Below are 13,021 nucleotides of genomic sequence, written 5' to 3'. Positions count from 1 at the left end.
ATACTCTTTTAGTAGTATGAAATAATTTCTTAAAACATAACGTATTCTGTTTGTAGACAAAACAATGGGTCCGCAATACCCATATGAGTGATGTGTCTGTTACACTAACCGGGTATATGTTGCTTACCACAAGCTTCCCTGAATGTATGCGGGTATGCTTTTGCGTGCATTCTTTACCGGTATGTCTGTTGGTAGTGGCAGATTTGTTTGTGCATGTTCGCTTTTTGCCGGATGCACCTGGTAAACGGCTGTTTCTTCAAAACGGGAGGCAATAATGATCTGTGTTTCACCGGCATGGGCATTGAATAAATCCTGCACCAGCGTGGGTGAATTGTTGTCGCGCGATAAATGCGATAAAAAAAGATGGCTCATGAACGAAGGCCGGTGCTTTGTAAATATTTCGAGGGCCTGTTTGTTGGAGAGGTGACCCTGACCGCCGCGGATGCGGTTTTTTAAATGACGGGGATAGCTGCCCTGTTCAAGCATTTGTTCATCGTAGTTAGCTTCGAGAAAAGCAGCATGGCATTTTTGAAAATGCATGACCAGGTGATCGCAGGGAGCGCCGATATCGGTAAATACGCCAATATTTATGTTATTGCTGCTCACCACAAAGCTATGCGGTTCGGCTGCGTCGTGAAACTTGGGAAATGCTTTAACGGTGAGATCGCCAACCTGCACCGGTTCATATGCTTTAAAAGATAATACCTGCTCTTTGTTCAGCTGCAAACTGCCATGATGCATGGTGGCATCGGTGATGTATACCGGCAGTTTGTATTTTTTAGCCAGCACCGGAATGCCTGAAATATGATCGGTATGTTCGTGCGATACAAAAATGGCTTTTACCTTTTGCATCGACAGCCCGATGCGTTGCATACGCCGCTCTGTTTCGCGGCACGAAATGCCGGCATCTACCAGAACAGCTTCCTGGTCGTTGCCCACATAATAACAGTTTCCATTACTTCCCGAATTTAATGATGCAATAAACAGCGACATGGTGCGGCAAAATAACCGCATTTTATTCATTGGGCAATGGCGAATCGTCGATGGTGAATAATTAACTTTACATGCAGAACGCCGAATCTTGACGCTGAACGCCGAACGCAAAACGCAAAACGCTGAATCCTGAGGTGCGTTTTGCATTTAGCGTTAAGCGTTGCGCGTTCAGCGTTGGGCATTTTTATCATTAATCACTTAAACCTGCTTGCTATGGATGCTATTAATAACATTTCCGATACGGCGCTTTGGGTTGCCGTGTACAGGGCCGATGAAAGCGACCGGCCCGATGCTGTTTTTGTTGATCCTTTTGCGCGGCTGCTTGCCGGCGAACGGGGACAGGAAATTGCCAATGCCATTGAATTTGGTAAAAAGATCAGCTGGTCATTTGTTGCCCGCACCTGGTTAATCGATCAGTACATACTTCAACATGTTGCTGAAGGATTCGATATGATCATCAACCTCGCTGCCGGTTTGGATACCCGTCCGTACCGGATGCAGTTACCTGCCACTCTTACATGGATTGAAGTCGATTTTCCTGCCATGATTGTTTACAAAGAAAAAATGCTGGCCGATGAAATGCCGGTTTGCGAATTAAAAAGAATATCGCTCGACCTTTCGCAAAGGGATGCCCGGACTGATTTGTTTAAAGAATTGAATGATCTGAACAAAAAAACGCTGATTATAGCCGAAGGGCTGATCGGTTATCTGAGTGAAGAGCAGGCTGCCGATTTTTTTATTGATCTGTCGGCGCAGCCGAATTTCAAACGCCTGGTATTTGATCTTATTTCACCGGCCGTGCTGGCGGTGGCCAAAAAAGAAATGGGCGCATTTTTAAAAGACACTACCGAACTGAAATTTGCACCGAAAGAAGGCGAAGCATTTCTGGAACATTACGGCTGGAAATGGCTTGAATCGAAATCAATGTTAAAAACAGCTGCTGCGTTAAACAGATTATCGGGCGACATGCTGGCCTTTTCCGCCCTTCCCGAACCCGAAGGCCCCAACAAAGGCGATATACCGTGGTCGGGCGTTTGTTTGTTTGAAGCTAAGAGTTAATTAATCAAGTTAAGAAAATTTCGCGCCAAGGCGCAAAGCCGCAATGCTTTTTCTTTGCGCCCTTAAAGATCGCGAAGCGATAAACTTTGCGTCTTCTAAGATCAAATTTTATTAGTAGTTGGGTCATCTGCATGCGGGCAGGTGGCCCATTTTTATTGTACTACTTTATGCATAAAATGCCTGTAAGCGCAGGATGATAGTTTTGGCGCCCCTCCATTATTTTCCGACCGGCCGGTTTAATTCACCGATACAATTCCCAAATTCACCGAGGAACAGGCCTGTATGCCTGATTATCAATTAAACTTTACATAGAAATACGGTCAGAGGAATTAATCAGAGCTAAACAACTTAAACAATTTATTATGGAAAGAAAACATTTTTTGAAAAATGGATTAGCTGCTTTAGGTCTTGCCGCGATTGCGCCATTAGCCAATGCATGCAAAAAAGACACATCAGACAGTAGTTCAGATTCATCTTCCAGCTCGGGTACCGATTCCTCATCCGGTTCAGGTACATCAGGTTCAGGTACCTGTACTGCAACCTCATCCGAAACCGAAGGACCATTTCCCACCAAATCGCCCAGTACCCTTGTTCAAAGCAATATCGTAGGCGACAGAACCGGTGTTGCCTTTACTATTAAGATATATATAATGAATAAGAACAACAGTTGCGCTGCCTTATCGGGCGCCCTGGTAGATATATGGCATTGTGATAAGGATGGTTATTATTCCGAATACGGTGGTACCAGCATGCAAACTGTTGATTATACATCGTATCACTTTTTGAGAGGAAGACAAACTACCGATTCAAACGGACTGGTAACCTTTACTTCGATATTTCCCGGATGGTACACAAGCCGTGCAACGCATATTCATGTGCACGTTTATAATTCATCGGGCACTTCGTTGCTGGTTACACAAATCGCTTTCCCCGAAGGCAGCAGCAGCGCCGTGGCAACCGTGAACGGAAGCGGTGGTACTGCTTATGGTTATACCAAGGGTATGACCGGTTATACCTATAATGCATCTGATACTGTATTCACCGATTCAGTGAGTAACGAATTGGCCAGCAGTGTATCGGGCAGCCTTTCGGGCGGATATACGCTTACGCATACCATTTATGTATCAGCATAAAAATGTTACCGGTTACCAGTTACCGGTTTCCTGGCAACAGGGGGCTGGTAACCGGTAACAAATAAAAAAAGAAGCGCTATGCAAAAAGCCTTAATACGGTTGTGTTACCGCAAAATCATTGACAGCAGTGCTACGCGGCCCTGGGATAAATTTGTGTTTAATGATTCGTATACCGAATTTTTGATGCAATCGCAGTTGTATAACCAGGAAAAGAAGTATACCTCGTTCGGCGAGCTGATAACGCATGTGCCCAATGCCGAAAAACTGCATTTTCTGGTAAGCGCCGCCGTTATAGGCTATTTGCAACAGCTGCATGGCAAAATACCCGATCTTACTAATAATCTGGGCAGATTATTCCTGCCGTTCAAAAATTTCCGCTTCGAGATCATCAACTCTGATATAAAAGATAAATCAAAACATCAGGTTGCTATTAATTTTTTTACCGATCACCTGATTTGGCACGATACGATCAATAACCAGTTGCTGTTATCGGTTCCCGGCAATACCGAGAATGGCGAAATATTAACAGAGTTGTTTACACTGCCCCCGTTTGTGAGCATTTATTCAATAAAACCCGTTGACTGATATGATACAGCAAACAAAAGGAAAAATATTTCTGTCAGATGATCGTGGCCACAACGAAATGGACTGGTTCAGAAGTTATAACACCTTTAACTTCGGAAATTACCAGCATGAGCATAAAACCCCTTTTGGTCCGCTGTATGTATTGAACGATGATACGCTGGCAGGGGGCAAAAGTTTAACGATGACGCTCGAAGATGATTTCGACGTTCTTTTATTACCTGTGGTAGGCGCTGTTTCGTATAAGGATAGTTTAGGTAATAACAACATAGCTGAGGCCGGAGAATGCCTGGTAAGTTCGTTGCCAAAAGGAACAACCCTACAAATAGTCAACCCGTACAAAGATGAACTGGTTAATTTTTTACAGATCTGGATCAAAAGAACAACGGCCATCGTTGACACCAACCCTCAGGTACAGGCTTTCGACATCAACAACAATAAGAACCGGCAGATGTCAATTGGTTCCACGAACACGGCGGTAAAATATTCCATTGGTAAATATGCCGGGCGCGAAGAAGCGGTTTATGAATTGCAAAAACCCGGTAACGGATTGTTTACGTTTGTTATTGAAGGTGTTTTTGAAGTGCAATACCGCCTGTTGCATCCCCGTGACGGGCTGGCCCTGTGGGAAACCTCAGCAGCAGAGTGGGAGGCCTTATCGAATGATGCGATCATCCTGGTCATTGAATTTCCATTATAAAGAACCAAGGCACAAGGTACAAGGCACAATTCGTTAAATTCAGTCAGTCTGACTAAACCGCAAGACCTTGTGCTTTGTTTCTTGTATCTTGTGCCTTAAAAAAGCATGGGAAAGTTTTTTACAAGCATACAGGAACATCATAAAACATTTATAGAAAAACAAAAGCTGTTTTTTGTAGCAACAGCTCCTCTTAGCGATAAAGGTCATGTAAACCTTTCACCGAAGGGCTTAGATAGTTTCCGCATTCTTTCACCTACGAAGGTGGCTTATATGGATATTACAGGCAGCGGTAATGAAACATCTGCCCATATACTTGAAAACGGCCGCATCACTTTTATGTTCTGCGCATTCGACGGACCTCCGAATATATTACGACTGTATGGTAAAGGATATACAATTTTGCCCGGCGATTCAACCTGGACGTCATTGTCGGCTCATTTCACCCTGCAGCCTGCAACACGGCAAATTATTGTAGCCGATATTCATAAAGTGCAAACATCCTGCGGTTTCAGTGTGCCTCTGTATGAATATACCGGAGAAAGAGACCATGCACAAAAATGGGCCGATGCCAAAGGTGCAGAAGGCCTCGAGGCATACAAACAGGAAAAGAACCGGGTGAGTATGGATGGATTGCCTACTTCCTTATTTTAAGAAACATTAAAAATTATCAGGTTTTTATTTCTTCGTATTGGATCGATCAACATAATACACCAGCTTCCATATTTCAGAACGTATCATTGTACGCGCAGCCACGATTTGGGTGAACAGTGTATTCATATTCGTTTGCGGCATAACTTTTTTCATGGCATCTTCATAGCCGCCGCCTATTTTATCGAGGTTATCATAGAAGTTAACGGTAACAAATTCAAAGCCTGATCTTTCATCGGCAAACACTTTTTCATACAATCCCCAGTTTCGCAGGTAGCCCGATTTTATCCGTTCGGCATGCAGGGGCTTAACGGTTTCTTTTTCCAGTTTTATATAATCATCGGTTTTACCGGCAGCCGGATGCATCATATCTACTTCCATGTATTTTGCAGGAACCGGGTTGGATGTATCGCCTGTTTGAGCGCCTTCAACCGGCGTATACACTTCACGCCATATTACAATACGTGCCGAGTCGTACTTTGCCATCATATCGGCAATCATTTTATCATTCATTTCGGGAAATACTTTTTTTAATAAATCTTTCTGGTTACCAGGCGGGTCAAGCAGGTCGGAAAGGGAAGTGACTACATTCACTGCGGCATAATCATAATCGGCCGAGGCGCCTGATGGCATAAGTGTTTTGTACAGGTACCAGCCAAGCAGGTTTTCTTTTTTATAAAAATATTCATTGATCTTTTTACCGTATTTTTCTATCAATTGCTGGTACTGATCCTGTTTGCCCGGCCGAATTTTAATGAATGTAACCCCCACAAAAATTCTTTGCGGGTTAGTTTGCGCATAGCAGTTGTTGTTGGGTAACATTGTAGCGATAATAAAAGATACTACTACGATTTTTAATACCCGCTGAAGCATCGTTTGGTTCATGCAGTACATACTGTAGGTTTTTAGATGTGAAGAAAAAGAGAGGGATAAGTAATCATTCAACCGGGGAGGGATGTACTGCAATTTAAGTATAAGAGCGGGTAGTATAGCGTTAGCCTGTGAGTTGAAATGACAATTTTGATAGATTATGATTTATATCAATAAAAAAGGGTGAGCCATCCGCCAACCGGCGAATGACCCACCCTGCATGTTTTTCCTATCCTGGGCCCGCCAAAGCTTTAGCTGAGGCGGGTGCCTTGTGCCTTTTACTTTGCGAGCGGATTATTCTGCAACTCAACATCCGGTAAACCAAACAACAATTTGGTTGGCACCGGTTTGCGGGCCGGGAATTTAATCACTGCATTAACGCCATTGATCGCCTGCGCTACCCGGTTGGTGCGCACCATATCGAACCAGCGTTTGTCTTCTCCAATAAATTCATAACCTCTTTCACGGAATACCATATCATCAAATGCCGTTTGACTAAGCGCTGCAGGTAAATCGGCCGTAGCACTGGGCGTATTGGTGGGCACGCCATAACCACGGCGGCGTACCTGGTTGATGGCATCGTAAGCCGCAGCGGTAGGGCCATTGAGCTTATTCTCAGCTTCGGCAAAGATCAGCAGCACATCGGCAAAGCGAAACAAGTAAAAGTCGTTGCCATTACCGGTATCGATCGGGGCATCGGGGTCTTTGTATTTGCCCATGCGCAAATCGTAAATGTCTTTCTCTACTTCGGCTGCTGTTAACACCCCATTAATATAATAGCTGTTGTACAAGCTGAATTTTTTACGCAGGTCGTTATCGTCCCAGCCCTGAATAAGCGGGGCTACAGAAATAATGCCACCGAATTTATTACCGCTTACCGAATAACCGGCTAATTTGGCCTTTGAATCGGCCCAGTACGAAGCCATGAAGGCGCCTTTGTCGACGATCTGTGAAAATTTTAAGGAAAATACATCTTCCTTATTGGTGGCTAACGTGGGCGAATAAACGGTAGCCAGCAAAGGCTCGAGGTCGTACCCGTAGGTAGCTTTATTATCCAGCACTTCTTTGGCCTTAATGCGCGCATTCTGATAGTCCCCCATTGTAAGATATACATCGGCCAGAGCGGTTTTGGCAGCACCGGCGGTTGCCCGGCCCGGCGATTTGGTAGTGGCGGGGAGGGCAGTTTCTGCAAACTTCAGGTCGGTTTTTATCTGGTCGTAAATAGCCGGAATTTCTGATAACGCCAGCGCCACATCATTGGCATTAACAATGGGTTTCAACCTCATGGGCACTTTACCCCACACCCGCACGGCAAAATAATAACAGTTGGCGCGTACAAAAAGAGCTTCACCATACGCTTTCTTTTTTACTGAATCGCTAAGCGTGGTATTGGCGTCGAGATTGTTGATTAATGTATTGGCCCTTCCGATCGCTTCATATAAAGTTGTCCATGACTGGGCAAAGTTATTAGGCAGGTTCATCAGGTTATTGTAATTGCTCCAGTTCAGCTGGCTCGATCCGCCGTCGGCATATTCGCTCATTAATTCAAGCCCCAGTCCAACGGTCGATTCCCATAAACGGCCGCGGCTGCGGGTCATGGGTTCATACACGCCAATGATCGTTTGATCGAGGGTGGTAGCATCCAGATCGCCTAAAGTAGCGGTTGCTTTTGGTTCTTCTTCAAGCAACTTTTTACAGCTTGTATTGGCGACTGCCAGCAAAGCCAGAACAATGTATATGTAAAAGATATTATTACGTTTCATAAAAGCATTGTTTTATATTATTAGTGTGTTTGATCAAACAGGTATTTATTCACCATTGACCATTCACCATTCACGATTAAAATGTTATCCCAAATCCGAGGTTATACGTTTTGGCTGCAGGATAAGCGCCCAGGTCAACCCCCTGCCGGCGGTCGTTTCCGTTAAAGGTGTTCACTTCAGGATCGTATCCCGAGTAATGGGTGAACGTTAACAGGTTCTGTGCGCTTACATACACATTCAGGTTTTTGATCACTTTGCTGCTGCCCATGTTTACATTGTAATCGAGCCGGATATTGCGTAAGCGGAAGAATGATCCGTTTTCCATATACCGGTCGCTTCTGAAATGATAATTGGCTGCCGTAGCGCTGGGTGTGGGATAAAAATCATTCGCAGCTTTTAGCTTGTTATACTGGCCCACTACGGTTGGAATGGTAAGATCGAATAAGGCGGCATTGTTGATCTTTGAACCGCTAACACCGGCCCAAACCGAAGTAAGAGTAAATCGTTTATACCGTATGGTTGGGTTGATGCCGTAATACAGATCGGGGTAGGGGCTGCCGATGATCTGGTTGTCGAGTGCGTTGATAAGATCGCGGCCTGTATTGTCTTTATCGCCATTCAGGTTTTCGTGTAAGGGAACGCCGTCTTTATCAAGACCTAAAAATTTAGGACCGTAAAAAGCTGAGAGCGGTTCGCCCTGACGAATAATGCTGTTGGAACCTGAAGCGTCGTTACCACCGGCAATAGTTGGAATATCTTTACCGTCTTTTGTTTTGGTTACTTTGTTTTTGTTTTGCGACAGATTTACATCAATCGCAACCATCCAGTCGCCTTTATTCACAATGTTGGTACCAAGCGTTAACTCCCATCCTTTGTTTTGTACCTCGCCTACATTGTCGATGATTTGTCCGGGGCCAGAGCCTATACCGGCGCCAACACCTGCGCTGGGTGGCAATTGTACCAGCGCCAACAGATTGCTGGTTGTTTTGATATAATAATCGAAGGTGAGGCGAAATTTTTCATTGAATACACCGGCATCAACACCGATATCGGTTTGTGTGGTGGTTTCCCATTTCAGATTGGGATTGGGAAATGTAGGCGCCAATCCAACCGACAAGCCTGTGCCCGCACCCTGGCCGGTATTTACGGTTTGCCCTAACAGTAAGCTCTGGTAAGGCTTGATAGCCGGATTACCTGCCTGCCCCCAACTGGCTCTTACTTTCAGGCTCGATAACCAGTTTACATTTTTCAGGAAATCTTCTTCCGTTACGCGCCAGGCTGCAGAAACGGAGGGGAACACACCGTATTTATTATTTTCAGCAAATACCGAAGCGCCATCTCTTCTGATGCTGGCTGCAAACATATATTTGTCGTTGTAATTAAAACGCACCCGTGCAAAGGCGCTCAAAATCGTGTTCTCTGTAATATTCGTAAGCGGTTTACTAACCGAACTGGCCGAATTAAAGTTGTAGTTCTTTAACTGATCGGTACCAAATCCCGAAGCTGCCAGGTCAATGGTATTCAGTCGTTCTTTCTGATACGATACACCGCCAATGGCCTCTATGTAAGAGAGTGCCGACAGGTTGTATTTATATTCCAGAAAATCTTCGGCCAGTAAAGATGTTTTATCGTAGTTGCCCAGTTCGGCCGAGCCGATGTTATTACCCAAGCGGGGCAGTATACGAGGAAAATACAGGTCGCGGCGAATATGATAAAAGTCGCCCGATAAACGGGTGGTATTGGTAAGTCCTTTTATAATAGTGGTTTTAAAATCAACACCACCCTGTATACGGGTGGTGGTGTTTTGGTCAAGTACTTCATCGGCCATGGCCACCGGGTTTTCGGCATCGATACCATTAAAGCTGAACGGCGTAGCATCTGTATAGGTGCCATCGGCATTTTTTACCGGTACGGTGCTTATGGCACGCATAACCGAACCAATACCCGATTTACCAAAGTTGCGGGTATTATCGCCAACGGAAGGTGAGAAGCCGTTTTGTTTGGCCCGTGAAACGGTCATGCGCGACTGAATGGCGAAATGGTCGCTTACTTTGCTATCGATATTCAGGCGTATGGAACCGCGTTTGTAACCGCTGTTGCGAACAATACCCTGCTGATCGATATACCCGGTGGATATATAATAACGTGTACGTTCGTTTCCCCCTGAAACGCTGAGGTTATTGTTGGTGAGCAATGCGGTGCGAAAGACTTCATCCTGCCAGTCGGTGCTTACACCAGGTGTATAGGCGGTAAGATCGGCAGGGAATGCAATATTGGAGTTGGTATAAAACCGTTTTGAAAAATCAACATATTCCGCAGCATTCATCAGGTCGAGCTTTTTACGAATTTTCTGCACACCTACCGAACTTTCGAATACTACCCGTGCCTGGCCTGCACGGCCACTTTTGGTGGTAACCATTACCACCCCGTTGGCGCCGCGTGAACCATAGATGGCGGTGGCCGAGGCATCTTTCAATACTTCGATCGATTCAATGTCCGACGGATTGATAGTTGCCAATCCATTAGCGCCGCGAACATCGTCGTTGAACTGTGGCAATCCATCAATTACATAAAGGGGTTCGTTGCCTCCGGCGATAGACGATACACCACGAACGCGAACGCTGATACCCGCGCCCGGTTGCCCTGATGTTTGCTGTACCTGTACGCCGGCCAGCCGGCCCGAAACGGCTTGTTCAACACTAACAACCGGCATTTCGCGCAGCTTTTCATTTCGGATAGAAGATACCGAACCCGTGAGCTCGGTCTTGCGCTGGGTTCCATAACCCACCACTACCACATCGGTAAGGCCCTGAGCTTCTTCTTTTAATTCTACTTCAACGGGAACTCCGGCTGTAGCAGCAACTTCTTTGGCCTGAAAACCAACGGAAGAAAATACCAGCACCGCCTTATCAAGAGGCGATGACAGGGTGAACATTCCGTCGTTGGCTGTTGCTGTAGAGGTTTTGGCGTTTTTGATCTGAACCGTTACACCGCCAAGAGGCGATTTTTGTGCGTTGGAGACTTTTCCTGTAAACTGTTTGTTCTGTGCAAAGGCGAATGGGCCTGCAAATAATAATACAAGCACTGCAAGCAGCGAGCTGGTGTTTGGCATAGCAATAGTTTTAAATCGTGCAATTAGGAAGACAGTAATTTTAAACTAAATTCATATACAAGGGCAGGATTATTTACGGAAACGTTTGCAAAGCATACAAAAAACAACTAATATGTTGTGTGAATCTGCAAAACATACGAATTAATGATAATGTGATTTTGATGAAATAGATGTTTCCCGTCATGTATAATGGCCGGATAATTAATGCTGTTCAGTTGATGTTTTTTTATTTTTATACACAGATCCAAAAAATGGCCGTCAAATAAACAGGAAATTGTATCATTGCGCTGCTGACCTGAATGTTGGCAACCCCATAAGTATAGCCTCTGCACTTCCCGACCGGACCCCTTATTACCACATTAATCAGTAATCTGAGAAATAGCCGTAGTGTATTATTTCCATTGGTAATAAATGATGATTCGTATCTATGAAAAAAAATCTACCCTTAATTCTTTCCCTTACTATACTTTTTATTATTGGACTGGCATGTTCAAAAAGCAACACGGGTAAAAACTGCGCTGCCTGGACAGGCGATTATATTTATAAAGAAGAGCCTGTACCTACTGCAACCGGTATTAACCGCATCATGGAATGGGAGCTATCGGTGTCGCAACAGCGTGATACCTGCTGGGGCCTGCTCGAAATAACGGGGTTAACAACTTATGTGAAGTTATTAACCACGCTGTCGGGCGATTCTTCCAGAGTAGATGTTATTTACAACAAATACATCGATGGGGCAGAAGATTTCAGACCAGGCGATATTTTATTCAGTTTAAAAAAAGACAGCAGTAAAGTCATCACCTGCTGGAACACGCTGCAGCCAAAGCTCTCCGATTATCCTGCCGAAGAAGGGTTGTGCTTCAAAGAAAAAAAGAAGAAAAAGGCTTAACGCGCAACGCTTAATGCTTAACGCCTAACGCATAATGCTCAATGCATAAAAATGCAGCGCCCAGTGTTATGGGCTTTGCGTTTTGTGTTCAGCGTTCAGCGTTGAGCATTTCAGCGGCATTTCGCTTCAGCGTTCAGCTTCCTTCGGTATTTCGCTTTTTGCGTTCCGCATTAAGCGTTGAGCGTTGAGCATTTCACCGGCGTTCATCTTTCAGCGTTATTTAAGTATATTTAGGGTATTATTAAACCTAAATATTTATCCTTATGAGAAAGATGAGAATCCTTCTTCATGCATCTGCCATTATTGTAGCCGCCACAGCTGCCATTGCTTCATCTAAATCCCCTTACAAAGAAAGAGCACAATATTACTTACGCGGAGAAGACTATGTTCCTGCAGGCACTTATGGAGTTGATTATGTATGCGAAGCGGGTACAGGTGTATGTACCTATTATTACGATGAAACCAAAGCCGCGTTTGTACCCAGCAGAATTGGTAAGATCGCTTTTCTGAAATAAGCGCCTTACCAAACAAATTGTTTCAATTCGCTATACGAGGTCGAAGACTTCGTATAGCTACCAATCGGGCACATGGACGGCTTATATAGATGATGTGGAATGGCCCTCGAATTAATTTGTTGCTGGTTTGTGGTTTATGGTTTGTGGTTGCTGCCGCGCTTTGGAAATTCATTAGTAAATCCGGCAACTAAAAAATGCAACAGGATAATCATTACATGGGAAGTTTCACCGAAGAACCACAAACCACAAACTTCAAACCTCAAACCTCAAACTATTCCTAACGGGCCATCGTAATACTTTGAGTTACGCATATTGATCAACGCATGTTTAAAAAAAATATTATGGCTACCGTTTAAGACGTATAACACATTGGTATTTATTTTATAATGATTAAAAATCATACAAAAGCCCCTGGCGTTTTGCGGGTTACTGCCGGGGGCTTTATACTAATTTTATAAGTGTAAACGTTTACATTATCATAAAATTTATCATATAATTGTAGCTCAGGTAATTTAAAAATCTGTTTTTTTCACTAACACCCTGCTTGTGACAACCATGAAAAATCTGAACCCAAACAGTGCATATCACTGTCAGCAATTCCCTCCAGGCGGTATTCCCTATACCATGCGCCCTGATATTATCTCTGTATCTATTGCTGCACGTGTAAGTTAAAGGTGAAGATATATTACTGCTTACCATCCGGTGAATCACCGGAGCGATACCTGCTACCTGTTACTGATTATGAAATTCCAAACAT

The 13,021-nt window shown here is 44.4% G+C and carries 11 protein-coding genes; 7 read left to right on the top strand and 4 right to left on the bottom strand.

The annotated features are described in order from the left end of the window. Nucleotides 1-123: 123 nt before the first annotated feature. On the bottom strand, nucleotides 124-993 hold the full coding sequence (locus AC59IL_RS00760) for an MBL fold metallo-hydrolase (RefSeq protein ID WP_496550150.1): 870 nt from the start codon (nucleotides 991-993) through the stop codon (nucleotides 124-126). A 213-nt stretch (nucleotides 994-1,206) separates the two neighbouring features. On the opposite strand from AC59IL_RS00760, the gene AC59IL_RS00755 reads away from it, so the two are divergent. From AC59IL_RS00755 to AC59IL_RS00735, 5 genes are all read left to right on the top strand, one after another. Next, the gene (locus AC59IL_RS00755) at nucleotides 1,207-2,052 is read left to right on the top strand and encodes a class I SAM-dependent methyltransferase (protein ID WP_496550149.1); all 846 of its coding nucleotides are present in this window, start codon (nucleotides 1,207-1,209) and stop codon (nucleotides 2,050-2,052) included. 362 nt (nucleotides 2,053-2,414) lie between these two features. Then, nucleotides 2,415-3,185, top strand: coding sequence for a dioxygenase family protein (locus AC59IL_RS00750; protein WP_496550148.1), 771 nt, complete (start codon nucleotides 2,415-2,417; stop codon nucleotides 3,183-3,185). Nucleotides 3,186-3,263: 78 nt separating this feature from the next. Continuing rightward, on the top strand, nucleotides 3,264-3,770 hold the full coding sequence (locus AC59IL_RS00745) for a hypothetical protein (protein ID WP_496550147.1): 507 nt from the start codon (nucleotides 3,264-3,266) through the stop codon (nucleotides 3,768-3,770). A 1-nt stretch (nucleotide 3,771) separates the two neighbouring features. Further along, complete coding sequence (locus AC59IL_RS00740; protein ID WP_496550146.1) at nucleotides 3,772-4,467, top strand: pirin family protein; 696 nt, start codon at nucleotides 3,772-3,774, stop codon at nucleotides 4,465-4,467. Between the two features lie 105 nt (nucleotides 4,468-4,572). Continuing rightward, complete coding sequence (locus tag AC59IL_RS00735) at nucleotides 4,573-5,118, top strand: pyridoxamine 5'-phosphate oxidase family protein (RefSeq protein ID WP_496550145.1); 546 nt, start codon at nucleotides 4,573-4,575, stop codon at nucleotides 5,116-5,118. Between the two features lie 24 nt (nucleotides 5,119-5,142). Here AC59IL_RS00735 and AC59IL_RS00730 read toward each other — a convergent pair whose 3' ends face one another. From AC59IL_RS00730 to AC59IL_RS00720, 3 genes are all read right to left on the bottom strand, one after another. Next, nucleotides 5,143-6,000, bottom strand: coding sequence for a hypothetical protein (locus AC59IL_RS00730; protein WP_496550144.1), 858 nt, complete (start codon nucleotides 5,998-6,000; stop codon nucleotides 5,143-5,145). Between the two features lie 263 nt (nucleotides 6,001-6,263). Further along, on the bottom strand, nucleotides 6,264-7,748 hold the full coding sequence (locus AC59IL_RS00725) for a RagB/SusD family nutrient uptake outer membrane protein (protein ID WP_496550143.1): 1,485 nt from the start codon (nucleotides 7,746-7,748) through the stop codon (nucleotides 6,264-6,266). Between the two features lie 76 nt (nucleotides 7,749-7,824). Next, entirely contained in the window at nucleotides 7,825-10,860 is a 3,036-nt protein-coding gene (locus AC59IL_RS00720) for a SusC/RagA family TonB-linked outer membrane protein (protein WP_496550142.1), read from the bottom strand. A gap of 427 nt (nucleotides 10,861-11,287) precedes the next feature. Here AC59IL_RS00720 and AC59IL_RS00715 point away from each other — a divergent pair, with 427 nt between their 5' ends. Both AC59IL_RS00715 and AC59IL_RS00710 read left to right on the top strand, forming a co-directional pair. Then, nucleotides 11,288-11,749: a DUF5991 domain-containing protein gene (locus tag AC59IL_RS00715; protein ID WP_496550141.1), complete on the top strand. Its 462-nt coding sequence runs from the start codon at nucleotides 11,288-11,290 to the stop codon at nucleotides 11,747-11,749. 263 nt (nucleotides 11,750-12,012) lie between these two features. Continuing rightward, nucleotides 12,013-12,264: a hypothetical protein gene (locus AC59IL_RS00710; RefSeq protein ID WP_496550140.1), complete on the top strand. Its 252-nt coding sequence runs from the start codon at nucleotides 12,013-12,015 to the stop codon at nucleotides 12,262-12,264. The last annotated feature ends 757 nt before the right edge of the window (nucleotides 12,265-13,021 follow it).

This window comes from Niastella sp. sgz303648, assembly GCF_059587045.1.
This window is presented reverse-complemented; position numbering and strand designations above follow the sequence as displayed.

Excerpts from the sequence above, each read along its gene's own strand:
- AC59IL_RS00720 (WP_496550142.1), bottom strand. The coding sequence starts at position 10,860 with ATGCCAAACACCAGCTCGCTGCTTGCAGTGCTTGTATTATTATTTGCA.
- AC59IL_RS00725 (WP_496550143.1), bottom strand. The coding sequence starts at position 7,748 with ATGAAACGTAATAATATCTTTTACATATACATTGTTCTGGCTTTGCTG.
- AC59IL_RS00760 (WP_496550150.1), bottom strand. The coding sequence starts at position 993 with ATGTCGCTGTTTATTGCATCATTAAATTCGGGAAGTAATGGAAACTGT.
- AC59IL_RS00735 (WP_496550145.1), top strand. The coding sequence starts at position 4,573 with ATGGGAAAGTTTTTTACAAGCATACAGGAACATCATAAAACATTTATA.
- AC59IL_RS00755 (WP_496550149.1), top strand. The coding sequence starts at position 1,207 with ATGGATGCTATTAATAACATTTCCGATACGGCGCTTTGGGTTGCCGTG.
- AC59IL_RS00740 (WP_496550146.1), top strand. The coding sequence starts at position 3,772 with ATGATACAGCAAACAAAAGGAAAAATATTTCTGTCAGATGATCGTGGC.
- AC59IL_RS00715 (WP_496550141.1), top strand. The coding sequence starts at position 11,288 with ATGAAAAAAAATCTACCCTTAATTCTTTCCCTTACTATACTTTTTATT.
- AC59IL_RS00710 (WP_496550140.1), top strand. The coding sequence starts at position 12,013 with ATGAGAAAGATGAGAATCCTTCTTCATGCATCTGCCATTATTGTAGCC.
- AC59IL_RS00745 (WP_496550147.1), top strand. The coding sequence starts at position 3,264 with ATGCAAAAAGCCTTAATACGGTTGTGTTACCGCAAAATCATTGACAGC.
- AC59IL_RS00730 (WP_496550144.1), bottom strand. The coding sequence starts at position 6,000 with ATGAACCAAACGATGCTTCAGCGGGTATTAAAAATCGTAGTAGTATCT.
- AC59IL_RS00750 (WP_496550148.1), top strand. The coding sequence starts at position 2,415 with ATGGAAAGAAAACATTTTTTGAAAAATGGATTAGCTGCTTTAGGTCTT.